Below are 26504 nucleotides of genomic sequence, written 5' to 3'. Positions count from 1 at the left end.
CGTTCACAGTAGTGACCCCCCGGCGGGTGGACGAACGGGGGTCGCCCCATCCGCTGTACTTTGGTCAGAGTTCAGGCGGTGATCACCGGTCGTTAACCTTCACCGGAGAGCATCGTCGGGACTGTGCGGGCGACTCTGCCCCCACGTCACGAGCCGAGCGTGCGTCCCGCACGTCGCTCACAGCCACCGTGCTCCCAGGGCCACCGAGCCCCCACGACGAGAGGGTCGAACACGACATGCGCGAGGTATTCCAGCAGGAACTCCTGGAGGTGCAGGAGCGTCTCGTCGAGATCGCCGGCCTCGTCGCCGTCTCGATCGCGAACGCGACCACGGCCTTCAACGAGTCGAACGTCTCGTTGGCCGAGCAGGTCATCGCCGACGACGACAAGATCGACGAGCGCGCCATCGCCCTCGACGAGCTGGCCATCGACATCCTGGCCCGCCAGAACCCGGTCGCCCGCGACCTGCGCATCGTGGTCAGTGCGCTGCGCATCAGCGCCTCGCTCGAGCGCATGGGCGACATGGCCGAGCACATCGCCCAGCTCGCCCGCTACCGGTTCCCCGAGAAGGTCGTGCCGAAGTCGCTCCGCCCGACCTTCAAAGAGCTGGGCGAGCTCGACGTCGCCATCGCGAACAAGCTCACCGAGCTGCTCACGACCGAGGACGTCCGCCTCGCCGAAGAGATCCGCAACGACGACGACCGCATCGACGAACTGCACCTCAGCGTCTTCGACAAGGTCCTCGGCGAGACCTGGAAGGGCGCGGCCGTCGACACGGTCGACTCCACCCTCGCGTCGCGCTATCACGAGCGCTTCGCCGACCACGCGGTGTCGATCGCCAAGAAGGTCCAGTACCTCGCCACCGGCGACTGGGTCGCACCCGAGGTCTGATCGACTGCTGACCTGCAGGAGGCGCGGTGTCCGTTCGACGGGCACCGCGCCTCCTGCATTCGGTCGGGGCCTCCGCCGTCCGCGAGGATGGGGGCATGGCTTCAGTCGCGATCCTCGTCAACGGTCTGCCCGGATCGGGCAAGACCACCCTCTCGGCCACGCTGGCCGGCGTGCTCGGCTGCCCGCTGCTCGCGAAGGACCCCGTCAAGGAGGCGCTGGTCGACCTGGCCGGGCCGATGATCGCCCCCGAGGCCCTCGGCGGCATCGCGATGGACACCGTCTGGGCGATGGCGGGCGAGGTCGAGGCGGGCGTGGTCGTCGACGCGTCCTGGCACCGGGACCGCGACCTCGAGTTCGCGCGGGCCGGCGTCGAGCGTGCCGGGTCGCCCCGCACCGTCGAGGTGTGGTGCGACGTCGACCCCGAGGTGGCCCTGCAGCGCGTGGTCGACCGGCTCGCGGCCGGCGGCCGTCACCCGGCGCACGGCACCGCCGAGTCGGCCCGGGTCGCCTGGCCGACGTGGGTGGCCGGTGCCGAGCCCCTCGGGCTGTGGCCGGTCATCCGCGTCGACACGAGCGCGCCCGTCGACATGGACGACCTCGTGATGCAGATCAGCGCCCGATTCGTCTGAACGCCGAAGCGCCCCGCGACCCCGAGAACGGGGCGCGGGGACGTCAGGAGGTGCTACTTCTTGCCCTGGTTCGCGACCGCGGCGGCACCGGCGGCGGCGGCCTCGGGGTCGAGGTAGCGGGCCGGGCCGGTCGGCACGAAGTCGTCGTCGAGCTCGTAGACGAGCGGGATGCCCGTGGGGATGTTCAGCTCGGCGATCTCGTCGTCGCTGATGCCGTCGAGGTGCTTGACCAGCGCACGCAGCGAGTTGCCGTGTGCGACGACGAGGGTGACGTCGCCGGCGGCCAGGCTCTCGGTGATGTCGCTGTGCCAGTAGGGGAGCATGCGCTCGATGACGAGGGCGAGCGACTCGGTGCGCGGGGCGTCGATGCCGAGTTCGGCGTAGCGCTTGTCGTGGGCCTGCGAGAACTCGCTGTCGTCGTCGAGCGGGGGCGGCGGCACGTCGAACGAGCGACGCCAGGTCTGGAACTGCTCGGGGCCGTACTGCTCGAGCGTCTGCGCCTTGTCTTTGCCCTGGAGCGCACCGTAGTGGCGCTCGTTGAGACGCCACGAGCGCTTGACGTCGATCCAGAGGCGGTCGGCCTCTTCGAGGGCGATGTCGGCGGTCTGGATCGCCCGGGTCAGGCGCGACGTGTAGAGGATGTCGGGCAGCAGGTCGGCTTCGCGCAGCAGCTCGCCGGCACGCTTGGCCTCGCGGCGGCCCTGCTCGGTGAGCCGCACGTCGACCCATCCGGTGAAGAGGTTCTTCGCGTTCCATTCGCTGTTACCGTGACGCAGGAGGATGAGGGTCGAAGTCATGCCGCCAGCGTATCGCGACGGCCCGATGGCAGACTTGGCGCATGCCCATCGGTTCCGTCACGCGCGGCACGACCGGCACCAACCGCCTGCGGCGCGTCGATCGCTGGATCGCCGCGCACCCGTCGTTCCGGCGGGCGGACGACCCGCTCGTCGTCGACCTGGGGTACGGGGCGAGCGCGACGACTCCCCTCGAACTGCACCAGCGCCTCCTGAAGGTGCGTGACGACGTCGAGGTCGTGGGCATCGAGATCGAGCCCGAGCGCGTCCGACTGGCGAGCCTGTCGGCTCGGCCCGGCGTGAGCTTCCGGCGAGGTGGCTTCGAGGTGCCGCTCGACGGCGACCGGCGACCGGCGGTGATCCGGGCGTTCAACGTGCTGCGACAGTACGACGAGGCGCAGGTCGCCGACGCCTGGGCGCTCATGACGGCACGGCTGCAGCCCGGTGGCGTCCTCGTCGAGGGCACCTGCAACGAGGTGGGGCGCGTGGCGAGCTGGGTCGACGTGACGCCCGTGGGGCCGACGACCTTCACGATCTCGCTGCGGCTCGCCGGGCTCGAGCTGCCCTCGATCGTGGCCGAACGGCTGCCCAAGGCGTTGATCCACCGCAACGTCCCGGGCGAGCGGGTGCACGACCTGCTCGTCGACCTCGACCGGCAGTGGGCGGTGGCGGCCCCGCTCTCGGTCTACGGACCGGTCCAGCGGTGGCTCGCGACGGTGCAGGGGCTGCGCGACGCGGGCTGGCCGGTGCAGGGCGGGCGGTCACGGTGGCGGCTCGGCGAGCTCTCGCTGCCCTGGGCCGCGGTCGCCCCACGCGACTGACCCTGGGCGGGACTCCTCAGACGCGGGCGAGCCGCGCTCGGGCCTCGTCGTGGTCCAGTCCGGTGGCCATCAGGAGGTCGACGAGCAGCGGGCGCAGCATCAGCACGACCATCGCCTCGGTCACGGGCGCGCCGGGCAGCACGACCGTCGGGTCGAGTCGACGGGCGACGGCCGACAGGGCCTCGCGGGCGACGGGCCGCTGCTCGACGTCGTGCACCGAGCGGCCGAGTACGGCGACCGCGCGCGAGGTCGACTCGAGCAGGTCGGCCAGAGCCGACCGGTCGACGCCGTCGCCGAGCTGCGTGTCGAGCCGCCGCGCGACCACCCGCAGGTTGCGCACGGCGAGGTCGACGTAGCGCCGGACGGTCGCCTGCTGCCGCAGATCCGGCAGCCGAGACCGCAGGAACGGCGACAGTCGGGCGATGGACTCGGCCGACTCGAGGGTGGACGACCAGTCGTCGAGCACCGGCTGCGTCGACCGCAGCCGCTCGAGGGCGTCGTCGGCCCGCGGGGCGTCGTCGGTGCGGAGGGCGCCGACCAGCGCCGCGAAGGCCCGGTCGACCTCGTCGAACAGGCGCCGGGCGTCGTGGCGGGCCAGGCCGACCGGGTCACGGGGCACGATCGCCGTGACGAGCAACGCCACCGCTCCCCCGACGGCGCCGTCGATGCTGCGGACGAACGCCCCGCCGTCGGGGTCGGGCAGCAGCATGACAAGCATGGACTGGGTCGCGGCCGCCGCGGCGAAGGCGCTGCTCGACGAGAAGAACCGCGCGACCAGCAGCGTCACGAACAGCACGAGGGCGATCTGCCACAGCCCCTTGCCCACCACCATCAGCAGCACCTCGCTGAGCGCGATGCCGATCAGCACGCCGACGGCGTTCTCGAGCACCCGTCGCGGGCGGGCGTCGCGGGCCAGGCCGAGGGACGAGATCGTGATGGTGACGGCCAGCAGGGGGATCGCGTGCCCGAGCCCGTAGTGCGTGATGGCGTAGGCCCCGGCCACCGCGAGCACGATCTGGACGATCGCCGGACCGGACGCGATCGTGCGCGCCGTCGCGTCGCGCACGTCGAAGGACGAGGAGGCGCGGTGCCAACCGCGTCGCAGCCCGCCGCCGCGCGTCGGCCCGGTCACGACCGGGCCCGGGTGCACTGCCTCACCGGGCCGTCAGCGGCGGACGGCGCCGAGGCGCGGCAGCCGGGGAACACCCGCGGCGGCACCGGCCGAGGCGGGCACGACGATCTCTTGCGCGGCCGCGATCATCAGGTCGTCGACGACGACGGCCAGTGGGGCGGACTCGTCGGTGCCGCGCTTGACGAGCGCGAGGGCGACGGGACCGAGCTCGTGGTGCAGGGCGACGCTCGTGACGTGACCGACCGACCTGGGTGCGGTCGCCTCGGTGACGGGCACCGCGCCTCCTGCGGTGTCGGCCTCGTCGGAGGCGCCGCCCGCGACCGGGGCCAGCACGACCTCGGCACCGCGCTCGGGCAGCACGCCGTCGCTGCCGTCCAGGTGGAGCATGACGAGCCGCCGCGGCGGGTGGCCGATGTTGTGCACCTTGGCGACGGTCTCTTGACCGCGGTAGCAGCCCTTGGTGAGGTGCACCGCGCTGCGCATCCAGTCGAGCTCGTGCGGGATGGTGCGCTCGTCGACCTCGGTCGAGAGGCGGGGACGCCAGGCCTCGATGCGCAGGGCCTCGAGTGCGAGGGTGCCCGCCACGGCGAGCCGCTCGGCCGGGAGGGCCGCGAGTGCGTCGAGGTCGGAGCGTCGGACGAGGCTCTCGCGGTAGGTCCAGTCGTGCCCCGGGTGACGGTCGGAGTCGGCGTAGCTGTGCCCGCCGGCGGTCACCTCGTGCCAGGGGTCGACCCAGACGAGCGCCGTGTCGTGCGACGTCATGACCGGGACGAGCGGGTCGGCGCCGTCGCCACCGCCGAGCAGGTCGTGCATCGAGCCGATCGTCGCGACGTCGCCCGTGCGGTCGGCGACCTCGACGCGCAGCATGAAGCGCATCCGGTCGAGCCAGGTGCCGAGGGGGTCGACCTCGGAGCGGTCGACGAGCAGCCAGGTGGTCTCACCGTCGTCGAGGACGCGGGCTGCGTGCTCGAGACGTCCGTTGGCGTCGAGCAATAGGGTCTCGGTCGAGACTCCCGGCGCGAGGGCGACGAGGGCTTGGCTCGTCAGCGAGTTGAGCCAGCTGAGCCGGTCGGGCCCCGTCACGGTCAGCACGCCGCGGTCGGACAGGTCGACGACCGCCGCCCCCCGGGCGAGCAGGCGCTGTTCGCCGAGTGGGTTGCCGTAGTGCGCCGCCACGCCCGAACCGTCGTCGACGAAGCCGTCGCGCGACGAGAACGGCGAGACCACGGGGCCCGTGGTCTCGAGGGTCGGGTCGCCGACGTCAGTCAACGCGCGCCAGCTGCCCGGATGCGTGAGAACGCAGCTCTTGGCCGAGGGCCGCGATGTCCCACGCCCAGAAGAGCTTGCCCTCGACGAGGCCGTACATGCGGGTGGCGGCCGAGTACTCTTTCGCGTTGCTCGACCGGACGACGGCGTCGGTGGCGAGGTCGATGCGCGGACCCTTGACCCGACCGAGGTAGAGCTCGTTGACGCCGGTCGGGTGGGCGATCTGCACCTCGAGGCCGAAGCCGTCGTCGGGCGTGCGCAGGATCTCGACCGCGCGGGCCGAGGTGAACGGCTGGACGCCGACGCCGGGCAGCATGCCCGGGCCGCGGTCACCCGGCTCGGCCGGGCGTTCGAGGCGCCAGTAACCGGTCTCGCTCGTCAGAGGCGTGTGCTCGTCGTCGAGCAGCCAGGTGAACGAGCTGTAGTTGAGGAACGGCAGGCCGTCGTGGCTGAAGCTGATGCGCTGGCCGAACTCGTGGGTGCGACGTTCGGTGCCCGGTTCGGCGTCGGGGTCGCCCTCGCCGATCTTGTAGTCGACGACGCCGGTGCCCTGCCAGACGCCGATCAACCACGAGAGGGGGACGAGCTCGGACGGCAGGTCGGTGGGGATGTCGATCATGGAGCGGTCAGCGCTGACCCTTGAACAACTTGAGCAGGACGACGACCGAGACGAAGCCGATGGCGAGGGTGGCGAGGCCGAGGAGCCCGATGTAGAACACCTCGAGTGCGAGCAGGGAATCCATGTCGTCGAGCCTACCCGGCGACCACCGACGTGCCCAGTCCTTCGGGGCGACCGTTCAGACGAGCCGTGGGGCCGGTGGTCACACGAGCGCGAAGACGCCCGTCACGACGGCTAGGATGACCAGGCTGCCGCAGGTGCTGAGCATCGTGCGCGACACCAGGCCGTCCTTCTGGCTCGTGGCCAGCTGCAGCACGAAGGTGAGCACGATGGCCCCGCCGAGGGCGAGGACGACGTGGTCCCAGTACTCGGAGGCGGGCGACCGCAGGCCGATCAGCACGGCCACGACGAGCGTGGCGGCCCAGACCGGGACGACCGTGATCGGCTTGAGCCGTGCCGTCGTCGCGTCGACGTCTCGTTCGCCTGCCTGCACCGTTCGTCCCTCGTTCGTGTCCGCCGTTCTGCCGACCTGCCCTAGCATCGGATGGTCGGAGTGGCGGGGTCTCATGTTTTAGACTGCTCGACAGTACATTCACTGGAGGTCGTGTGGCGCAGCTCTTGGTACTGACCTCAGCGGGCGGCCCCGACGTCCTGCCGTCGCTCGCTCTTCTCAGCCACCGTACCCGGCAGATCCCGGCCGAACCCGCGCAACTGGTGAACGCGCCCTCGAGCGACCTGATCTTCGTCGACGCCCGCGCCGACCTCGCCAGCGCCAAGTCGCTGTGCAAGATCCTGCGCACCACCGGCGTCACGGTGCCGCTCGTCCTGGTGCTCACCGAGGGCGGGCTGACCGCCGTCAACAGCGAGTGGGGCGTCGACGACGTCATCCTCGAGACCGCCGGTCCCGCCGAGATCGACGCCCGCATCCGCCTGGTCACGGGTCGTCTCGCGCAGTCGCAGAACGGCTCGAAGATCCACGCCTCGGGTGTCGTCATCGACGAGGCCAGCTACTCGGCCAAGGTGCACGGCCGACCCCTCGACCTCACCTTCAAAGAGTTCGAGCTGCTGCGCTTCTTCGCCACGCATCCGTCCCGCGTCTTCACGCGCGAGCAACTGCTCAGCGAGGTCTGGGGCTACGACTACTTCGGCGGCACGCGCACGGTCGACGTGCACGTCCGGCGCCTCCGGGCCAAGCTCGGCGACCTCGAGTCGCTGATCGGCACCGTGCGCAACGTGGGCTACCGGTTCAACGTCTACGACGACGACGCCCAGGCGGTCGTCTCGTGAGCACGGTGGCGTGGTGACGGGCGCGGCCGACGCGACCCGCGCCTCCTTCGTGCCCACGCTCGCTCGCGCGGCCACCGAGGCCGACGGCAGCCCGCCGTTCTCCGACCAGACGCTGGTCGACGTCCGGTCGGGCGTGGCGACCGTGGTCGGCGATCCGCACGCCGCAGCGGTTCTGCGCGACGGCGAGGCCGAACTGGTCGTGCACCCCGACGACCGCCGGCAAGGGCGCGGTGCCGAGCTGCTGCAGCGACTCGTCGACGAGACCGAGGGTCCGCTGCTGCTCTGGGCCCATGGCGACCACCCGGGCTCGCGCGTGCTCGCCGCGCGCTTCGGCCTCGCCGAGACGCGGCGCCTGTTGCAACAGCGTGCCGACGTCCCCACCGAGCCCCGCACACCCCGCCTGCGTGACGGCGACCGGGTCGCCTCGTTCCGACCGGGCGTCGACGATCGGGCCTGGCTCGACCTCAACGCCCGGGCGTTCGCCGACCACCCCGAGCAGGGCTCGCTCGTCCAGTCCGACCTCGACGCCCGGCAGGCCGAGCCGTGGTTCGACGCCGGCGACTTCGTCCTGCTCTGGCGCGGTGACGAACTGCTCGCCTTCTGCTGGCTGAAGCTCGACGAGGGTCAGCCCGGTGAGTTCTACGCGGTCGGCGTCTCGCCCGACCACCAGGGCGAAGGACTCGGAGGCGCGGTGGTCGACGCCGGGTTCGCCCGCCTCCGCGAGCGCGGGGCCGACACCGCGGCGCTGTACGTCGAAGGCGACAACACCGCTGCCCTCCGGCTCTACGCGGCTCGCGGGTTCACGGACCACGCGGTCGACGTGCAGTACACGCTCACGCGCTGAGCGCTGCCCACGGAGGCCCGTTCTCGATCGGGGGGTGCGCGCCGATCCGGTCCACCGATATGCTGCGGGTCGGATGACAGCGATCGAGGGGGCATCATGACCGATCAGACCAGACCGAGCGGCGACCACCAGGGGCACGACGGGCCGCCGCCCGAGGAACAGCAGCACCAGGGGCAGCAGCACGAGGGGCAGCAGCACGAGGGGCAGCAGACTCAGGGGCAGGGGCACGAGCCGGCGGCAGCGCCTGCCGCGTTCCCGTACCAGGGCCTGCCGTACGGGCAGCAGCCCGAGGGGCAGGGGCAGCAGCCGTCCGGCTACGGACACCAGCTCTACGGTTCGGCGCCGCAACCGGGCGACCACGGACAACCGCAGGGTGCGTACGAGCAACAGCACGGCGCGTACGGACAGCCGCAGGGTGCGTACGAGCAACCCCACGGCGCGTACGGACAGCCGCAGGAGGCGCCCGGGCAGGATGCCCATGGCCAGCCGACCCAGCAGTTCGCGTACGCGCAGGCTCCGACTCCCCCGGCACCGAGGACGCCCGAGCAGGCCGCGCGACGTCGGCGACTGCTGATCGGCCTCATCGGCGGAGCGGCTCTGCTTCTCGTGCTGGTCGTGGCGGGTGCCGTGACGTTCGCCACGATGAGCGCCTCCCACCGGCCCGAGGCGACCGTCCGCGACTACCTCGGCGCGGTCCAGGCCGGAGAGGTCGAACGTGCCCTGGCCCTCGACGGCACCGAGGTCGCCGACGGCGACGTCCTGCTGACCGACGACGCCTACGCCGCGGCCGACGATCAGGTCGACGGGTTCCAGGTGGGCGCCGTCTCGACCGACGGAGACGACGCGCAGGTCGAGGCCGTCGTGCACCGCGCCGACGGGTCGACCCACGCGCAGGACTTCACCCTCGTGCGCGACGGGCGCGATCTGCTGTTCTTCGACCGTTGGGCGCTCCAGCCGGTCGACCTCGGCACGGTCTCGGTGCAGGTCGCCGGCCCGGCGTCGGCCGAGATCGCCGTCGACGACACGCCCGTCACACGGGGGTCCGACGGCTCGGTGAGCCTCAAGGCCTTCCCCGGCAGCTACGAGGTCGCCCTCGCCGGCGAGAACGAGTCGTACTCCGCCACCGCCGCCACGGCCGTGGTCGAGGGTGCCGACGTCGCCGCCCAGCCGACCCTGCTCACCACCACCCTCACGCCGGCGGGCACCACGGCGGCGACCGCCGCCGTCGACGCCTGGGTCGCGGGCTGCATCGCCTCGACCGACCTGCGTCCGGAGGGCTGCAGCTTCGGCCTCTACGACACGGAGTCGGGCCGGTACACGCTGTCCGGACAGAAATGGACCCTCGAGTCCGCGCCGCAGTTCACCGTCGGTGACTGGCAGGACGGCGGCTGGACGGTCAGCACGACGACACCGGGCTCGGCCTCCTTCACCGCCCAGGGGGTCGACGCCGCGGGCAACAGCGGCGTCTACGGCTCGCTCGCACCGGTGCCGGTGCGGGTGGGCGGCCTGATCAGCGACGTGACCGCCGACGGCGCCACCTTCACGTCGAGCGTCGCCACTCCGCTCACCTGAACCGAGGGGTACAACCGGGGTACATGAACGGCTCGGCGGGGCTTACTCCAGGGGGCCGAGCGGATCTGCCATCGCGCTCACAGCACCGTGGAGTGGATTGAGGCACCGCGCACGGCACGCATCCCATCGTCAGGAGAACACCATGAACCCCGTCAAGTTCCTTTCCGATCTCGGCCTCCAGAGCAAGCACGCCTACTGGGGAGGCTTCGCCTCCATCGTCATCGCCCTCGTGGCCTGGATCGCCTCGCAGGGCAAGGACTCGTCCGACAAGGCGCAGTCCGACCGCTGGGGCATCTTCATCGGCCACTGGGCGCCGACCTTCTTCGCCCTGGGCCTCGCCCTGAAGAACGAAGAGAAGTAGGCACGACACCACCCGCACGACGACGCCCCCGCCGACCCGGCGGGGGCGTCGTCGTTCGCCCGACCGCTCCTCCCCCGGCCGCCGGGTATCCACACGTCATCTCGCGTTTACCCGGGACGACGCTGAGAGGCGGTCGGGGGTGGCACGATGGTGCGATGGACAGCAGCGAACCCCGCGTCGACGGCGCCGGCGTCACCCCAGACTTCCTCGACGACTTCGACGAGATCGTCAGTTTCGAGGACGGCACCCTGCCCGCCGAGCGCTACCTCGACCGCGAGCTGAGCTGGCTGGCGTTCAACCAGCGCGTGCTCGAACTCGCAGAGGACCCGACCACGCCGCTGCTCGAACGAGCCAACTTCCTGGCGATCTTCGCGAGCAACCTCGACGAGTTCTTCATGGTGCGCGTCGCCGGCCTGAAGCGCCGCATCGCGACGGGCCTCGCCGTGCCGACCAACGTGGGGCGCGGGCCGAACGAGGTGTTGGCCGACATCAACAAGAAGGCCCACGAGCTGCAAGAACGTCACGCCCGGGCGTTCCTCGACCTGGTCAAGCCCGACCTCGACGACGCGGGCATCCACATCGAGAACTGGTCCGACCTCGAAGAGGCCGACCGGGTGCGCATGCGCGAGATCTTCGCCGAGCAGATCTTCCCGGTGCTCATGCCGCTCGCGGTCGATCCGGCCCACCCCTTCCCCTACATCTCGGGGCTGTCGCTGAACCTGTCCATCCGCGTCCGCAACCCCAAGACGATGCGACAGGAGTTCGCGCGCCTCAAGGTGCCGCAGATGCTGCCGCGCTTCGTGCAGCTGCCCGACAACGACAGCGGGCGCGTGCGGTTCATCCCCCTCGAGGACCTGATCGCCAACCACCTGCAAGACCTCTTCCCCGGCATGGAGGTCGTCGAGCACCACGTGTTCCGCGTCACCCGCAACGAGGACGTCGAGGTCGACGAGGACGAATCCGAGAACCTCATCCAGGCCCTCGAGCGCGAGCTGCTGCGCCGTCGGTTCGGTCCGCCGATCCGCCTCGAGATCACCGACGACATGGACCCGGTGACCCTCGAGCTGCTCGTGCGCGAACTCGACGTGACCGACCAAGAGGTCTACAAGCTGCCGGCCCCCCTCGACCTGGCCGGCCTGTTCGAGATCACCAAGATGGCGCGGGCCGACCTCAAGTACCCCAAGCACCTGCCGACCACGGCCGTCCAGCTGCAGCAGACCGAGCCGAACATGAAGCCCGACATGTTCGCCAGCATCGCGCGGCAGGACATCCTCGTGCACCACCCGTACGAGTCGTTCGCGACCAGCGTGCAGGCGTTCCTCGAACAGGCCGCCGCCGACCCCAACGTGCTGGCCATCAAGCAGACGCTGTATCGCACGAGCGGTGACAGCCCGATCATCGAGGCCCTCATCGACGCCGCCGAGGCGGGCAAGCAGGTCCTCGCGCTCGTCGAGGTCAAGGCGCGGTTCGACGAACAGAACAACATCACCTGGGCGCGCAAGCTCGAGAAGGCCGGCGTGCACGTCGTCTACGGCCTCGTCGGGCTCAAGACCCACTGCAAGCTCGCCCTGGTCATCCGCCAGGAGAAGGGCACGCTGAAGCACTACACGCACATCGGCACGGGCAACTACAACCCGAAGACCAGCCGCATCTACGAAGACATGGGCCTGTTCACCGCCGACGACCAGGTCGGCAAAGACCTGACCCGCCTCTTCAACGAGCTCTCGGGCTACGCGATCGAGAAGAAGTTCAAGCGACTGCTCGTGGCTCCCCGCTACCTCCGTCGCGGTCTGCTCAAGCAGATCCAGAACGAGATCGAGAACGCGCAGGCCGGGCGCCCCTCGGGCATCCGCATCAAGATCAACTCGATCGTCGACGAGCAGATCATCGACGCGCTCTACAAGGCGAGCCAGGCCGGCGTCCCCGTCGACGTCTGGGTGCGCGGCATCTGCACGATCAAGCCGGGCGAGCCGGGGCTCAGCGACAACATCCGTGTGCGGTCGATCCTCGGGCGCTACCTCGAGCACAGCCGTCTGTTCTGGTTCGCCAACGACGGCGACCCGCAGGTCTTCATCGGAAGCGCCGACATGATGCACCGCAACCTCGACCGTCGCGTCGAGGCCCTGGTGCGCCTGACGCAGGCCGACCACCTCACCGAGGTCGCCGACCTGTTCGAGCAGGCCATGTCGGAAGAGACCGCCTCCTGGTGGCTCGAGTCCGACGGCACCTGGACCCGCCACGCCCGTGACGCCGAGGGCCGATCGCTGACCGATCTGCAGAACGCCCAGATGAAGGCCATCACGCAGCGGAAGCGCTCCAAGCGATGACCGTCACCTCGACGACCGTCGTCGCCGCGGGCGCCGTCTGCTGGCGGCTGGTCGAGGGCAAGGTCCGGGTGCTGCTGATCCACCGCGACCACCACGGCGACGTCTCACTGCCCAAGGGCAAGGTCGACCCGGGTGAGGCGACGCCCCAGACGGCCGTTCGAGAGATCCACGAAGAGACCGGCTACCGCGTCACGCTGGGCGCCCCGCTCGGCACGGCCGAGTACCTGCTGCCCGGCGGTCGCGACAAGGTCGTGCACTACTGGTCCGCCGAGGTGACCGACGAGTCCGTCGCCCAGGCCGGGGCGTTCACGCCCAACCACGAGGTCGCCGCCATCGAGTGGGTCGGCATCGACAAGGCGAAGGCGATGCTGACCTACGCCCGCGACGCCGACGTGCTCCAGCGCTTCGCCGACCGGGTGAGGACGGGCAGGGCTCGCACCTTCCCGATCGTGGCCCTCCGTCACGCCAAGACGACGTCGCCGTCCGACTGGCACGGCTCGGACGCCACGCGCCCTCTGCTGCCCCAGGGCCGCCGCCAGGCGAAGTCGGTCGCACCGGTCATCGCGGCCTGGGCCCCGACGCGCATCGTCAGCAGCACGGCGGCGCGGTGCCTGGCCACGCTCGAGCCCTTGTCCGAGCTGACCCGGGTCGGCGTCCGACAGACCGACGCGATCAGCCAGGACGCCTTCGAACAAGGCACGGACGACGTCGCCGGGGTCGTCAAGAAGCGACTCAAGAAGAAGGTCGCGGCCGTCATCTGCAGCCACGGCCCCGTGCTGCCCGAGGTCATCCGGCAGATCTCGCTGGGCACCAAGGGGGGCGACCGCATCGACCTGCGCCGTGCCTCGTCGCTCGGCACGGCCGAGTTCACGGTGCTGCACGTCTCGGTCGACGACACGGCGCTCGTCGCGATCGAGACCCACGGCCCGGCCGCCTGACCCGCGCCTCCTCGGCTCCCCTTCGTCGTCGAGACGGTCGGCCCCCGTCTGCGACGGGCGGGGGCCGACCTCTGTCGGGACGCGCTTGTCCCGGCCGATGTTCCCCCCTCGTTCACCTTCCGTTCACCGGGGCAGGCGACCGTGGTTAACCCGTCGCCGTAGCGTCTCGCACGGGTCGGCACCTGGCCCACAGCACCCAGCCATCACATCCCGAAAAGGACCCCCCTGTGAACTTCAAGCGCACCGGCAGCATCGTCGCGATCGCCGCGGTCGGAACCATGCTCCTCGCGTCCTGCGCCAGCAACGAAGGCGGCGCCTCGCCCTCGGGCGACGCATCGGCCAGCGACCTCTCCGGCTCCATCTCGGGCATCGGCGCCTCGTCGCAGCAGGCTGCGCAAGAAGCCTGGGTCGCGGGCTTCCAGACCGCCAACCCCGACGTCACCATCAACTACGACCCGCAGGGTTCGGGTGGCGGCCGCGAGAGCTTCATCTCGGGCGCCGCGGACTTCGCCGGTTCCGACCGCGCGTTCAAGACCGACGAGATCTCGTCGAGCACCTTCGCCGGCTGCACGCCCGACACCGGCATCGTCGAGCTGCCCGCCTACGTCTCGCCCATCGCGGTCGTCTTCAACCTCGACGGCGTCGACGAGCTCAACCTGACGCCCGCCACCATCGCCGGCATCTTCAGCGGCAAGATCACCACCTGGGACGCCGCCGAGATCAAGGCCGACAACCCCGACGCCGACCTGCCCAGCACGGGCATCACCGCCGTCCACCGCTCGGACGACTCGGGCACCACCGAGAACTTCACCGACTACCTCCACGCCACGGCGGCCGACACCTGGACCGAAGAGGCCGACGGCACCTGGCCGACCGCGTTCGGCGGCGAGGGTGCCTCGGGCACCACCGGCGTGATCGACGCCGTCACCAACGGCACCGGCACCATCGGCTACGCCGACGCCTCGCGCGCCGGTGACCTCGGTGTCGCCAAGGTCAAGGTCGGCGACGACTTCGTCGGCTACTCGGCCGAGGCCGCTGCCGCCATCGTCGACGAGTCGCCCGAAGAAGAGGGTCGCACCGACGGTGACATCGCCATCGAGCTCGACCGCACCTCGACCGCCGCGGGCGTCTACCCGATCGTCCTGGTCAGCTACCTGATCGCGTGCGAGTCGTACGAGGACGCCGCCAAGGGCGAGCTCGTGAAGGCGTACCTCTCGTACGTCACCAGCGAAGACGGCCAGAAGGTCGCGGCCGACGCCGCCGGCTCGGCCCCGATCTCGAGCACGCTCTCGGGTCAGGTCGCCGACGCCATCGCACTGATCAAGTAACACGGCACCACCCCGGGGGCCCGGGAACGCACCGCGTGCGTTCCCGGGCCATCGGCCTGACAGGCACCACGCACCACCCCCAGCACCACGCACCACCCCCCGAACCCCACCCGAGCCTCCGGAGGACCCCGTCCGATGACCGCCCCCGCCACGACCTCGGCCCCCGCCGTCGTCCCGAAGCCCAAGCGACGTCCTGCCGACCGGATCTTCTCGGGCAGCACGGTCGTCGCCGGTGGTCTCATCCTCGCGATCCTCGCGGCCGTCGCGCTCTTCCTCATCGTGCAGAGCATCCCGGCCCTCACCGCGGCTCCCGAGGACGTCTCGCTCTCGGGCTACCCCGGATCGTTCTGGCAGTACGTCGGACCGCTGGCGTTCGGCACGGTCTACGCCGCCGCCCTCGCCCTCCTGATGGCCCTCCCCGTCGCCATCGGCATCGCGCTCTTCATCTCGCACTACGCGCCCCGCAAGCTCGCCCAGGGACTCGGCTACGTGATCGACCTCCTGGCCGCCGTGCCGTCGGTCGTCTTCGGCCTCTGGGGCAGCATCGTGCTCGCCCCCGCGATCCAGCCCTTCTACGACTGGCTGGTCAGCACGTTCGGCTGGTTCCCGCTCTTCGCCGGCCCCGTCTCGGGCACGGGTCGCACCCTCCTGACCGCCTCGATCGTGCTCGCCGTGATGATCCTGCCGATCATCACGGCCCTGAGCCGCGAGGTCTTCCTCCAGACGCCGGTGCTGCACGAAGAGGCCGCCCTGGCCCTCGGCGCCACCCGCTGGGAGATGATCCAGATCGCCGTTCTGCCGTTCGGCCGCCCCGGTGTCATCTCGTCCGCGATGCTGGGCCTCGGTCGCGCTCTCGGCGAGACCATGGCGGTGGCCCTCGTGCTCTCGCCGGCGCTCGTCATCAACCCCGCGATCCTGACCTCGACGAACTCCTCGACGATCGCGGCGAACATCGCCCTGCGGTTCCCCGAGGCGCACGACATCGGCATCAACACCCTGATCGCGACCGGCCTCGTGCTGTTCGTCATCACCCTGATCGTCAACTCGATCGCCCGCTACGTCATCAACCGCCGCAAGGCCTTCTCGGGAGCGAACTGATGGCCACCACCACCGCCGGCGTGCGCCGGTCCAGCCCCTCGGTCAACGCCCTCACGACGGGCCGTCTGCCCAAGGCCGCCCCGTTGGTCATCCTGCTCGGCAGCTGGGTCGTCATGGGAGTCGTCTTCGCGCTGCTGAACGCGGCCGGCGTCACCGAGTCCTTCAACTGGGTCGGGGCGATCATCCTCGGCACCGTGCTCTACGCCGTGCTCGTCTTCGTCGTCGCGATGCAGATCGAGGGCATCCGCCGCGCGAAGGACCGCGTCGTCACGACCGCCGTCAGTGCCGCGTTCATCATCGCGCTGGTCCCGCTGGTCTCCCTGCTCTTCACGGTCGTGACGTCGGGCTCCAACCGGTTCGACGCCGACTTCTTCGCGATGTCGATGCGCAACGTCGTCGGAGCCGGCGGCGGTGGCCTGCACGCCATCACCGGGACCCTGCTGATCACGGCCCTGGCCGCGGTCATCTCGGTGCCGATCGGCCTGCTGACCGCCATCTACCTCGTCGAGTACGGCCAGGGTCGTCTGGCCCGCGCGATCACGTTCTTCGTCGACGTCATGACGGGCATCCCGTCGATCGTCGCCGGCCTGTTCGCCTACGCCCTCTTCGTGATCTTCTTCGGCGAAGGCGTGCGCATGGGCGCCGCAGGCTCCGTGGCACTCGCCGTCCTGATGATCCCGGTCGTCGTACGCAGCACGGAAGAGATGCTGAAGCTCGTGCCGAACGAGTTGCGCGAGGCCGCCTACGCCCTCGGCGTGCCGAAGTGGCTGACCATCGTCAAGGTGGTCATCCCCACCTCGGTCGCGGGCATCACGACCGGCGTCATGCTGGCCATCGCGCGCATCATCGGTGAGACCGCTCCGCTGCTGATCACGGCCGGCTTCACCGCCAGCATGAACTACAACCTCTTCGACGGTCGCATGCAGTCGCTGCCGGTGTTCGCCTACAGCTCGTACGTGAGCCAGGGCACCGACGCGGCGGCCTTCATCGACCGGGCCTGGACCTCCGCCCTCACCCTGATCCTGATGGTCATGGCGCTGAACCTGCTGGCCCGCCTGATCGCCCGCGTGTTCGCCCCCAAGCTCGGCCGCTGACCCGGCCGCCCCGACCCGTACTCGACCCCGGCCCCCGTCCGGCTCCCACCCCGAAGGAATCACCGTGTCCAAGCGCATCGAGGTCAACGACCTCAACGTCTACTACGGCAAGTTCAAGGCCGTCGAAGACGTCAACATCACCATCGAGCCCCGCACGGTCACCGCGTTCATCGGCCCGTCGGGCTGTGGCAAGTCGACCTTCCTCCGCACGCTCAACCGCATGCACGAGGTCATCCCCGGCGCCTACGTCGAGGGCGAGGTGCTGATCGACGGCAACGACCTGTACAGCCCCGGCGTCGACCCCGTGCTCGTCCGCCGTCAGGTCGGCATGGTGTTCCAGCGCCCCAACCCGTTCCCGACGATGAGCATCCGCGACAACGTGCTCGCGGGCGTCAAGCTCAACAACCGCCGCATGTCCAAGAGCGACCAGGACGGCCTCGTCGAGTCGTCGCTGCAGGGCGCGAACCTCTGGAACGAGGTCAAGGACCGCCTCGACAAGCCCGGCTCGGGCCTCTCGGGCGGTCAGCAGCAGCGGCTCTGCATCGCACGGGCCATCGCGGTCTCCCCCGACGTCGTGCTGATGGACGAGCCCTGCTCGGCCCTCGACCCGATCTCGACGCTCGCCATCGAGGACCTCATCGAGGAGCTCAAGCAGCAGTACACGATCGTCATCGTGACCCACAACATGCAGCAGGCCAGCCGCGTCAGCGACAAGACGGCGTTCTTCAACATCGCCGGCACCGGCAAGCCCGGCAAGCTGATCGAGTACGACGACACCGCCAAGATGTTCTCGAACCCGAGCGTGCAGGCCACGGAAGACTACGTGTCGGGTCGCTTCGGCTGATCCGGCACCGCGCCTCCTCGGGGTGAGGCGCACCCGCACGTCGCGCGTAGGCGGGGCGGGCACGAGAAGAGGCGGTCCACCGGGTGGTGGACCGCCTCTCGCGTGTGGTGGCAGGTCAGGCGGGTCGGGTCAGGCGTGCCGGGTCAGGCGCTGGGGATCGCGACGACCGGGTCGCTGGTCGGCGACGACGATCCACCCGCGGGCTCGACCGTGATGCCGACCGTGTCGCCTGCGTTCATCTCGCCCTTGAGCACGTGCGTGGCCGGGGCGTTCGACGAGGCGTCGAAGGTGCCCGCGGGCACGGCGCCGTCGTCGTTGATGTACCAGAGCTCGTAGGTCTGGTCGCCGGGCAGCGAGGTCATCCCGTCGACGACGACGGCCGAGCGACCGAGTTCGTTCGACCAGATGAGTGTCGCCTTGCCCCCGGTGCTGACGTCGGCCACCGAGCGCTGGAAGTCGCTCGCGGCGTAGATCTCGTCGATGCCGGAGGCCTGCTGCTCTTGCTGCTGGCCGGACTGACCGAGGCCCTCGACGAGGGCTCCACCGCCGAAGAAGAGCGCGGCAGCCGCGGCGGCCGCACCGAGGACGGCGACGGGACGCGTGAACCAGCGACGGTGCGCGGCCCCGGTCGGTGTGAGCACGCGGGCACCCTCGGACTCGCTGGGCTCCATCTCGGGGGCGGGAGTGCGCTCGACGCGACGTTCGTGGTCGTCGTCACCCGCGCCTCCTGCGGTCGTCGCGATGTCGTGGTCTGCCGTCGGGGCCGTCGCCGTGAGCGGCGCCCGTTGCGGCGTCGACGCGATGAGGTCGAGCACGCTGGCGCGGAGCTCGGCCGACGGGGTGACGGGCCGGGCCGCGTGGGCGAGCAACAATGCGGTCTCTCTCAATTCGGCCACCTCCGTCCTGGTGTCGTCGTGCTGGTCTGATGTGTCGTCGAGGAGGGCCTCGAACGCGTGTCGTTCGTCGTCGCTCAATGCGTCGAGCACGTAGGCACCGGACAGGTTGTCGGTGTCGACGTTCGTGGTGCCCGCGTCGTCCGCGTGGCGGTTTCGCGTGGGCTCGTCGTGGTCGGTCACGAAGCCACCCCCATCTCGTCGCGCAGACGGATCATGCCGTCGCGCAGTCTGGTCTTGACCGTGCCGATCGGCACGTCCAACAGTTTCGCGACCTCGCTGTGGCTGAGGCCGCCGTAGTAGGCGAGCTTCACCGCCTGCCGTTGCAGTTCGGTGAGGCGTCCGAGTGCCCGCTCGACCCGCTCGTGCTCGATGCGGATCTCGACGGACTCGGTGACCGAGTCGTAGTCGGTCTCGAGGTCGCGCACGCCGATCTTCAGGTCACGGTCACGACCGGCCTGGGAGGCGCGGATGCGGTCGACGGCCCGGCGGTGCGCCATCGTGAGCATCCAGCTGGCGGCGCTGCCCCGGGTGGAGTCGAAGCGCGTGGCGTTCTGCCAGATCTCGAGGAAGACCTCTTGGGTCACCTCTTCGGACTGGGCGTGGTCTTTGAGCAGCCGCTTCACCAGGCCGAGCACGCGGGGCGCCGTCTGGTCGTACAGCGCGGCGAAGGCGGCCTGGTCGCCCTGTGCGACTCGCGGCAACAGTTCGTCGGGAGTCGACGGGGTGTGCCCGGTCTCGGGCGTCTCTGTCTCTCGGGTCACGAGTTCGAGCATGTCAGGGTTCACCTCCGGTCGCACTGTTCGTCGGTTCGTGGCTCGCGATCCGGGGCGGATCGTGATGTGGGGCGGGTGGTGCTTCGTGGTGCGGTGTTCGTTGTGCCGTGTTCGTGGTGCGGTGTTCGTGGTGCAGTGTTCGTGGTGCGGGCGGGACCCCCTGCGATGCGGCCGTCTGGGATGGCGTTCAGGTCCGGTGCATCGCAGGGAGACCAGACCGCCGACGCCCGAAACTTAGGGAGGACGGGTGTCGGCGGGGGATCGTGGATCCCTCACGTAGATGGTTCGGCACCGGGGGCCGGGCGGATTGGGCGAACATTCGCGTGTGGTCGTGTCGCCCGGTCGGTGCTCCGGGCCGAACCCGACCGGCGGCGGACCGTGAGGCGCGCCGAACCCGACATCCGGGCCCGTACGCGCCGCTCACTTTCCCGTCGCAGCCGTCGAACACTGGCCGGTTGTCGCGATGTGCACAACGTGGGCGAAGCCGCGCGAGCGCACCCGGACGGGACGAGGAGGCGCGGGTCGCGTCACGAGGAGGGCGACGGTCGGTCGTCACGCCAGCTCTCGACCGAGAGCTCGTCTCGGGAGGAAGAGGTGCCGGACCGCAGAAACGCCTCTCGGCGCGAGGCCGCTCGAAGCGGCTAAATTTGGAGCCCGGGGTTACTGCGGCCCGACCAGAGAGACTTTACCCGTCTCGGGCCGAGCGGTCCGACGAGTTCGCGTCGTGCGAACGCCGCACGGGTCCGCGCGTGTCGAGCCCGCCCGATCGCCTGCAGCCCGGCTCGGGATCAGGACACGCGCTGAGCGTCGATCAGTCGAGGCTGTCGTCGCGCCACAGGTGGGCGCAGGCGACGAGGTCGACCCCGAGTTCGCTGAAGCGCAGCGCGCGGCGCGTGAGTTCGCCGGCGCGGTCGGACCCGGCGGCGTCCTGGTCGTCGGCGACCGAAGTGGCTCCGGCGGCGGCGAGGCGGCAGAACGCGGCACCTCGCTCGAGCGCGATGGCGAAGTCCCCGACGAAGACGCCGCGGAGGATCAGGTCGGCGAGCTCGAGGATCTCTTCCGGGCTGGCCGGCGCCGGGGCCCCGGCGACGACCGGGTCGATCGTGGTGGCGACCTCGACCCCGCGCTCGAAGAGCTGGGTGACCTCGACCGGGTTCTGCCGAATGACGGCCCGCACGAGGTAGATGCGCCACAGGGCGCCGGGCAGGCTGTGCGGGCTGGCCCGTGCCCACAACTCGGCGACCGCGTCGATGCCGTGCTGGTCGGTGAAGGTGACGAGCCGGTCGAGGATCTCGGGGCTCGGGTCGTGCTTGACGCGGGCGACGAGGGCCGAGGCCGACTCGTGGGCGACGCGGTTCATCGTCGCGGGGTCGTCTCCGCCCTGGAAGGCTTCGAACTCGGACCCCGAGAACTGGGTCGGGCGGTGGAATGGTCTCGGCACCGGACCCACGATAGGCGCGACCACCGACACCGAGCCGGACGTTCGCCCACGGCACCACGGTCGGCACCCGGCGACGCCGGCTCCACCGAGGAGGCGCGGGTCGGCCTGGCGACCGGGAGGCGCGGCATCCCGTAAACTGGACGCGCACGGGCCTCTAGCTCAGTTGGTAGAGCATCGGACTTTTAATCCGCGGGTCGTGGGTTCGAGCCCCACGGGGCCCACCTGTATCCGTCGCAGTCCCTGCGATGTTCGACATCGTCCGGCTTTCGAGCCCGCGTTCCCGCGACTCCAGAGGCGGCTTCCCGCCACCCGGGAAGGCGGGGCCGACGTCGCACCCGAATGCGGCGGCCCCACCACGAGAGACTGAACCCGAATCCTGTCCCCCGATTTCAGGTGGGTCCCACCCACCTGGTACGCGCAGAACATACGCCCTCAAGACGTCAGGTGTCGGCTTTTCTGTCGAGGACGAGAGAAAGCGCCCCTCCGGTTCGGGCCGGGAGGGGCGCTCTGCCTCCCCGCGACAGGTGTCGGGCAAGCCGTCTGGGTCGCTACGGGGTACGTCAGGGTCAGGGGGGCCCTGGGGAGACAGCAGTGAACGGTACGCGGACGCACGCCGACCGGTCCCAGCTTCGCGCAATCCGGACAATGCGCTCGCCGGTCCACCACGGAAAGGGCCGCTAGACGCCGGTCGCCCGGTACCGCACACCCCAGCTGCCCGTCCAGGTCTCGCCCGGGTCGAGCCAGCGCAGACCCTCCCCCGAGGCCAGCGCGTTGGCCGGTGCCGTCATCGGCTCGGCGGCGACGGCCAGCCCCTTCACGCCATCACGGGGGAAGTTGCGGGGCGTGAACACCTGCACGTACTCGAACGAGGCGTCCTGCCAGAGCTCGGTCGCCGAACCGTCGGGGGCCGTGAACGTCGTCGTGCGCACGCCGTCGGCGTCGGGCTCGACGTCGCGGTAGCCCGTGTCGAGGTCGAGGTCGCCCAGGCGCGGCCCCTGCGACAGGTCGAACTCGGTACCCGCCACGGGTGACGTGCCGACCGGGATGCTCGCCTCATCCGTCTCGTACCGCGTCGCCGCCGCCAGCGTGACGATCAGCGTCGCCGGGTCGTGGTCGCCCACCCGGAAGAACGGGTGCGACCCGACGGCGAACGGGGCCCGGTCGGAGCCGACGTTCGTGATCGTGTGCGTGACGACCATGCCGTCCGCGACGAGCTCGTGCCGCACGGTCGTGTCGAGCTGGAAGGGATAGCCGTGTTGCGGGAACACCGTCGCCCCGAGCGTCACGGCGTGGGGCTCGCGCTCGACCACCCGGTAGGCCGTGTACCGCAGCAGCCCGTGGCTGGCGTTGCCCTTGGCCGGCTCGGTGAGGTCGAGCTGCTGCTCGCGCCCGTCGAGCGACCACCGGCCGCCGGCGACGCGGTTCGGCCAGGGCACGAGCGTGATGCCGCAGGCCGAGGGCGGCGCCTCGTCGGCGCCGAACGTCTCGGTCAGGGCGACGCCGTCGACGGCCAGCGCGCGGATGCCCGCCGCCACCTGCGTGACGACACCCGTGACGTGGTGCCCCTCGTGCTCGAGGGTGAGGTCGTACTGCTCTCCGGTCGGGTTGCTCGTCGTCATCGTTCCAGTCTTGCTCTCGAGTGTCGGCGGCGTCCGGGATCTCGTGCGGCCCCGTGGTGAGGACCCCTGGACTCAGGGACGCGAGGGGGCCGGGTCGCGAGGAGGCGCGTCGACCTCGCCCGCGCCTCCTGCGGTCACGACGGCGAGGCCGGCTCGACGCAGCTCGGCGACGGCACCGTCGTCGGCGCCCGCCGTGACGAGCCCCTCGAAGGTCTCGAGCGGCCCGATGACGCCCAGGTGGGCCTCGCCGAGCTTGCTGCCGTCGGCCACGATGAACGACCGCCGGGCCGTCTGGGTCATGAGGCGCTTGAGGTCGGTCTCGGGCAGGTTGACGTTGGTCACGCCGTGGGTCGCGTGGACGCCGGTGCAGCCGATGAACGCCAGATCGGCCGTCACGCTCGCGAACACGCTCGTCGCCAGTGGATTGACCAGCGAGTGCTGCAGCGGTCGCAAGGTGCCGCCCGACACGATCACGGTGAACCGCGGCACCGCCTGCTCGAGCGCGAGCGCGATGGTGAGGCCGTTCGTCACGACCACGACCCCCTCGAGGTCGTGCCGCTCGAGCAGGGCCAACGCGATCTGCGTGGTCGTCGTGCCGACGTCGAGCACGACGCAGTCGCCCGAGCGCACGAGCGACGCGGCCTCGACCCCGATGGCCCGCTTGGCCTCGGTCGAGACCGAGCTCTCTTCTTCGAACGGTCGCTCGGCGGGCCGGTCGACGGACAGCGCCCCGCCGTGCACTCGCGAGAGCAGACCGTCGGCCGCGAGGCTCTCGAGGTCGGTGCGGATCGTCACCTCGGACAGCCGGAACTCGCGCGCCAGCTCGGCCGTGCGGACGAACCCGCGACGCCCGACGAGGTCGGCGATGCGGTCGCGACGCCGCTCGCCCGGCAGCGGCGCGGACTGCGGCACCGGGGGCGGGGTCGAGTTGCCGTTCACCCGGCTAGTTTCGTATGCTTTCACGTACTTTCGCAACTGCAAATCGTGGTCGCGAGTGCCCCGAACTGAAGGAGGCGCGATGTCGTCCATCACGAAACGCGCGACGGTCCTGTCCGACGGTCGCGAACTCATCTACTTCGACGACGCCGACACCACGCTCACGGCCGAGCGACGCGTCGACGCCCGTACGCTCGACCCGCGTCCCGACACGGCGACCATGCGACAGGACGTCCTCACCGGCGAGTGGGTCTCGATCGCCGCGTCGCGGCAGAACCGCGTGTTCCTGCCCCCGGCCGAGCTCGACCCGCTGGCGCCGGCCAGCGAGACGAACCCGTCCGAGATCCCCGACGTCTACGACGTCGCCGTCTTCGAGAACCGTTCGCCGTCGTTCGGGCCGCTGCTCGAGAGCGACGACGCCCCCGAGGGCCTCGACGACCTGACCCGCATCGGCCTCGAACGCACCCTCCGCAGCGTCGGCCGGTGCGAGGTCGTCTGTTTCAGCCCCGAGACCCACGGGTCGTTCGCCGACCTGAGCGAGTCGCGCGCCCGCACGGTGGTCGAGGCCTGGGCCGACCGCACGGCCGCCCTGTCGGCCCTGCCCGGCATCCAGCAGGTGTTCCCGTTCGAGAACCGCGGCCAGGCCATCGGCGTCACCCTGCACCACCCGCACGGCCAGATCTACGCCTACCCCTACGTCACACCGCGCACGACCCGACTGCTCGACAGCATCGAGACGTACGGCCCGACCCTGTTCGCCGACCTGCTCGACCGCGAACGCTCCGGCCCGCGCGTCGTCCTCGCGGGCGAGCACTTCACGGCCTTCGTGCCGTTCGCCGCGCGCTGGCCGATCGAGATCCACCTGCTGCCGCACCGCCACGCCCCCGACTTCGCGGCGCTGACCGACGACGAACGCGACGAGCTCGCGGTCATGTACCGGCGCCTCCTGCGCGGTGTCGACGGCCTGTACGACGACCCGACGCCCTACATCGCCGCCTGGCACCAGGCCCCCGTCGGCGTCGGCCGCGACACCGTCCGCCTGATGCTGCAGATCACCTCGCCTCGTCGGGCCGAGAGCAAGTTGAAGTTCCTGGCAGGCTCCGAGGCGGCGATGGGAGCCTGGGTGGGCGACCTCGTCCCCGAGGTGCAGGCCGACCGAATCCGAGAGGCGATCGAGCGATCATGACCGACACCACCACTCCCCAGGGCTTCAGCGAGGTCTTCGACACCGAGGTCGCCGGGCGCTGGTCCGCCCCGGGCCGCGTGAACCTCATCGGCGAGCACACCGACTACAACGACGGCTTCGTGCTGCCCTTCGCCATCGACCGTCGCACCACCGTCACGGTCGGCCGCCGTGACGACCGCCTGCTGCGCGTTGCCTCGTCGTTCGAGGGCGGTGTGCACGAGGTGTCGCTCGACGACCTCGACCCGGCCTCGATGTCGGGCTGGTCGGCCTACGCCCTCGGCATCGCCTGGGCGTTGTCGGTCGCGCCCGACCGGGCCGACTCCCCCGCGTTCGCCGCGGCCGGGGGCGACCTCTCGACTATCGACCTGTCGGGCGTCCCGGGCCTCGACCTGTTCGTCGAGTCCGAGGTGCCCGTCGGTGCCGGACTCTCGTCGTCCGCCGCACTCGAGTGCTCGGTGGCCGTGGCCTTCGCCGAGCTCTGGTCGCTCGACGTCAACCGCTCGGCCCTGGCCGCGGTCGGACAACTCGCCGAGAACGAGGTCGTCGGCGCCCCGACGGGCATCATGGACCAGTCCGCGTCACTGCTCGGCAAGGCCGACTCAGGGGTGTTCCTCGACTGCCGCAGCCTCGACGCCGACGTCGTCGACCTCGGCTTCGCCGCCGCCGGCCTCGAGGTGCTCGTCGTCGACACCCACGTCGAACACGCGCACGCCACCGGCGGCTACGTCGAGCGCCGCACGTCGTGCGAGAAGGGCGCCGCCACCCTCGGCGTCGACTCCCTGCGCGACCTCGACGCCGACGACCTCGGTCGGGCCGAAGAGCTGCTCGACGACGAGACCTTCCGTCGCGTCCGCCACGTCGTCACCGAGAACCAGCGCGTGCTCGACACCGTCCGCACGTTGCGCACCGACGGCCCGCGCTCGATCGGCCACCTGCTCGACGCCTCGCACGTCTCGATGCGCGACGACTTCGAGATCTCGGTGCCCGAGCTCGACCTGGCCGTCGCCACCGCCCAGGCCACCGGTGCCGTCGGCGCCCGCATGACGGGTGGCGGTTTCGGCGGGTCGGCCATCGCGCTCGTCCCCACCGAAGCCCGTGCCGACGTCGAGGCCGCGATCGTCGCCGCCTTCGCCGAGGCCGGCTACACGGCTCCGACCGTGTTCACCGTGCACGCCGCCGAGGGCGCCCGCCGCGACGCCTGACGCGACGCTGCCCCCGAGACGGGCACCGCACCACGAGACGGGCACCGCACCACGAGATGGGCACAGCACCACGAGACGGCCACCGCACCACGAGATGGGCACAGCACCACGGGAAAACCTGGCGCTGTGCCCATCTTCTGGCGTGGTGGGGCAGCGGCGGCGTTCCCCGCCACGAGGTAAACACCCCGCCACGACATCAGGTGGCGGCTTGTTTAGTTCGTGGCGGGATGAGGGCACGACCTCGACGCAGCACCACGCGGACTCCAACCGCACCACGGGATGAACACCGCACCACGCGACGAGCCCAGCACCACGAGACGGTCACAACACCATGCGATGGGCACAGCACCAGGGGAAAACCTGGCGCTGTGCCCATCTTCTGGCGTGGTGGGGCAGCGGCGGCGTTCCCCGCCACGAGGTAAACACCCCGCCACACGATTGCATGGCGGCATCTTTAGTTCGTGGCGGAATGAGGGCACGCCCCCGACCCAGCACGACGGGGATGACGACTGCACCACGAGTCGCCCACAGCACCACGCGACGAGCCCGGCACCACGGGATGAACACCGCACCACGAGATGGGCACAGCACCAGGGGAAAACCTGGC

The 26504-nt window shown here is 70.7% G+C and carries 25 protein-coding genes and 1 tRNA gene; 16 read left to right on the top strand and 10 right to left on the bottom strand.

Features of this window, described 5'->3' with window-relative positions:
* Positions 1-236 precede the first annotated feature (236 nt).
* A complete protein-coding gene (gene phoU / locus SJY14_RS04745) occupies positions 237-890 on the top strand; it encodes a phosphate signaling complex protein PhoU (protein WP_043597221.1) in 654 nt (217 codons plus the stop codon).
* Between the two features lie 95 nt (positions 891-985).
* Entirely contained in the window at positions 986-1519 is a 534-nt protein-coding gene (locus SJY14_RS04740; protein ID WP_396599935.1) for an AAA family ATPase, read from the top strand.
* 53 nt (positions 1520-1572) lie between these two features.
* Here SJY14_RS04740 and SJY14_RS04735 read toward each other — a convergent pair whose 3' ends face one another.
* Complete coding sequence (locus SJY14_RS04735; protein ID WP_043597224.1) at positions 1573-2316, bottom strand: phosphoglyceromutase; 744 nt, start codon at positions 2314-2316, stop codon at positions 1573-1575.
* Between the two features lie 41 nt (positions 2317-2357).
* Between SJY14_RS04735 and SJY14_RS04730 the strand changes: the two genes are divergently transcribed.
* Entirely contained in the window at positions 2358-3134 is a 777-nt protein-coding gene (locus SJY14_RS04730; protein ID WP_396599934.1) for a class I SAM-dependent methyltransferase, read from the top strand.
* A gap of 16 nt (positions 3135-3150) precedes the next feature.
* On the opposite strand, the gene SJY14_RS04725 is transcribed toward SJY14_RS04730, so the two are convergent.
* The 4 genes from SJY14_RS04725 to SJY14_RS04710 form a co-directional block, all read right to left on the bottom strand.
* Entirely contained in the window at positions 3151-4266 is a 1116-nt protein-coding gene (locus SJY14_RS04725; RefSeq protein WP_396599933.1) for an aromatic acid exporter family protein, read from the bottom strand.
* A 33-nt stretch (positions 4267-4299) separates the two neighbouring features.
* Positions 4300-5535: a YgfZ/GcvT domain-containing protein gene (locus SJY14_RS04720; protein ID WP_396599932.1), complete on the bottom strand. Its 1236-nt coding sequence runs from the start codon at positions 5533-5535 to the stop codon at positions 4300-4302.
* Complete coding sequence (locus SJY14_RS04715) at positions 5528-6151, bottom strand: FABP family protein (protein ID WP_071256396.1); 624 nt, start codon at positions 6149-6151, stop codon at positions 5528-5530. Before SJY14_RS04715 ends, SJY14_RS04720 begins: the two co-directional genes overlap by 8 nt.
* A gap of 202 nt (positions 6152-6353) precedes the next feature.
* The gene (locus SJY14_RS04710) at positions 6354-6644 is read right to left on the bottom strand and encodes a hypothetical protein (protein ID WP_054146868.1); all 291 of its coding nucleotides are present in this window, start codon (positions 6642-6644) and stop codon (positions 6354-6356) included.
* Between the two features lie 113 nt (positions 6645-6757).
* Here SJY14_RS04710 and SJY14_RS04705 point away from each other — a divergent pair, with 113 nt between their 5' ends.
* The 10 genes from SJY14_RS04705 to pstB all read left to right on the top strand — a co-directional run bounded on the left by SJY14_RS04705 (position 6758) and on the right by pstB (position 17844).
* Entirely contained in the window at positions 6758-7438 is a 681-nt protein-coding gene (locus tag SJY14_RS04705) for a winged helix-turn-helix domain-containing protein (protein ID WP_043597237.1), read from the top strand.
* Between the two features lie 10 nt (positions 7439-7448).
* The gene (mshD, locus tag SJY14_RS04700) at positions 7449-8282 is read left to right on the top strand and encodes a mycothiol synthase (protein ID WP_071256395.1); all 834 of its coding nucleotides are present in this window, start codon (positions 7449-7451) and stop codon (positions 8280-8282) included.
* A gap of 96 nt (positions 8283-8378) precedes the next feature.
* Positions 8379-9854 (top strand): hypothetical protein, encoded by a 1476-nt coding sequence (locus tag SJY14_RS04695; protein ID WP_071256394.1) that lies wholly within the window; start codon positions 8379-8381, stop codon positions 9852-9854.
* A 142-nt stretch (positions 9855-9996) separates the two neighbouring features.
* Positions 9997-10215, top strand: a complete 219-nt coding sequence (locus tag SJY14_RS04690; protein WP_054146872.1) for a hypothetical protein — start codon at positions 9997-9999, stop codon at positions 10213-10215.
* Between the two features lie 155 nt (positions 10216-10370).
* Positions 10371-12542 carry an RNA degradosome polyphosphate kinase gene (locus SJY14_RS04685; RefSeq protein WP_071256392.1) on the top strand — a complete coding sequence of 724 codons (2172 nt, stop codon included), beginning with the start codon at positions 10371-10373 and terminating at the stop codon, positions 12540-12542.
* On the top strand, positions 12539-13480 hold the full coding sequence (locus tag SJY14_RS04680) for an NUDIX hydrolase (RefSeq protein WP_071256390.1): 942 nt from the start codon (positions 12539-12541) through the stop codon (positions 13478-13480). The genes SJY14_RS04685 and SJY14_RS04680 overlap by 4 nt, the downstream gene beginning before the upstream one ends.
* Positions 13481-13707: 227 nt before the next feature.
* Positions 13708-14808 carry a phosphate ABC transporter substrate-binding protein PstS gene (locus SJY14_RS04675; RefSeq protein ID WP_369825316.1) on the top strand — a complete coding sequence of 367 codons (1101 nt, stop codon included), beginning with the start codon at positions 13708-13710 and terminating at the stop codon, positions 14806-14808.
* A gap of 135 nt (positions 14809-14943) precedes the next feature.
* Positions 14944-15906, top strand: a complete 963-nt coding sequence (pstC, locus tag SJY14_RS04670) for a phosphate ABC transporter permease subunit PstC (RefSeq protein WP_043597255.1) — start codon at positions 14944-14946, stop codon at positions 15904-15906.
* On the top strand, positions 15906-17000 hold the full coding sequence (gene pstA, locus SJY14_RS04665) for a phosphate ABC transporter permease PstA (RefSeq protein ID WP_054146879.1): 1095 nt from the start codon (positions 15906-15908) through the stop codon (positions 16998-17000). The genes pstC and pstA overlap by 1 nt, the downstream gene beginning before the upstream one ends.
* A 64-nt stretch (positions 17001-17064) precedes the next feature.
* On the top strand, positions 17065-17844 hold the full coding sequence (gene pstB, locus SJY14_RS04660; protein WP_054146880.1) for a phosphate ABC transporter ATP-binding protein PstB: 780 nt from the start codon (positions 17065-17067) through the stop codon (positions 17842-17844).
* A gap of 143 nt (positions 17845-17987) precedes the next feature.
* On the opposite strand, the gene SJY14_RS04655 is transcribed toward pstB, so the two are convergent.
* The 3 genes from SJY14_RS04655 to SJY14_RS04645 all read right to left on the bottom strand — a co-directional run bounded on the left by SJY14_RS04655 (position 17988) and on the right by SJY14_RS04645 (position 20954).
* Complete coding sequence (locus SJY14_RS04655; protein ID WP_396599931.1) at positions 17988-18920, bottom strand: anti-sigma factor domain-containing protein; 933 nt, start codon at positions 18918-18920, stop codon at positions 17988-17990.
* Positions 18917-19513 carry a sigma-70 family RNA polymerase sigma factor gene (locus SJY14_RS04650; RefSeq protein WP_396600248.1) on the bottom strand — a complete coding sequence of 199 codons (597 nt, stop codon included), beginning with the start codon at positions 19511-19513 and terminating at the stop codon, positions 18917-18919. The genes SJY14_RS04655 and SJY14_RS04650 overlap by 4 nt, the downstream gene beginning before the upstream one ends.
* A gap of 811 nt (positions 19514-20324) precedes the next feature.
* Positions 20325-20954 (bottom strand): hypothetical protein, encoded by a 630-nt coding sequence (locus SJY14_RS04645; RefSeq protein ID WP_043597263.1) that lies wholly within the window; start codon positions 20952-20954, stop codon positions 20325-20327.
* A 148-nt stretch (positions 20955-21102) separates the two neighbouring features.
* Between SJY14_RS04645 and SJY14_RS04640 the strand changes: the two genes are divergently transcribed.
* A tRNA-Lys gene (locus tag SJY14_RS04640) sits at positions 21103-21175 on the top strand.
* Between the two features lie 456 nt (positions 21176-21631).
* Here SJY14_RS04640 and SJY14_RS04635 read toward each other — a convergent pair.
* Together SJY14_RS04635 and SJY14_RS04630 are read right to left on the bottom strand one after the other, a co-directional pair.
* Entirely contained in the window at positions 21632-22573 is a 942-nt protein-coding gene (locus SJY14_RS04635) for an aldose 1-epimerase family protein (protein ID WP_396599930.1), read from the bottom strand.
* Positions 22574-22645: 72 nt separating this feature from the next.
* Positions 22646-23512, bottom strand: a complete 867-nt coding sequence (locus SJY14_RS04630; protein ID WP_396599929.1) for a DeoR/GlpR family DNA-binding transcription regulator — start codon at positions 23510-23512, stop codon at positions 22646-22648.
* A 79-nt stretch (positions 23513-23591) separates the two neighbouring features.
* Between SJY14_RS04630 and galT the strand changes: the two genes are divergently transcribed.
* Positions 23592-24695 (top strand): galactose-1-phosphate uridylyltransferase, encoded by a 1104-nt coding sequence (gene galT / locus SJY14_RS04625; protein WP_054146884.1) that lies wholly within the window; start codon positions 23592-23594, stop codon positions 24693-24695.
* Complete coding sequence (galK, locus tag SJY14_RS04620) at positions 24692-25897, top strand: galactokinase (protein ID WP_396599928.1); 1206 nt, start codon at positions 24692-24694, stop codon at positions 25895-25897. The genes galT and galK overlap by 4 nt, the downstream gene beginning before the upstream one ends.
* The last annotated feature ends 607 nt before the right edge of the window (positions 25898-26504 follow it).

The organism is Frigoribacterium sp. R86507 (genome assembly GCF_044597695.1).
Taxonomy (GTDB): Bacteria; Actinomycetota; Actinomycetes; order Actinomycetales; family Microbacteriaceae; genus Frigoribacterium.
The sequence above is the reverse complement of the archived record's forward strand: the minus strand, read 5'-3'. Positions and strand labels throughout refer to the sequence as shown.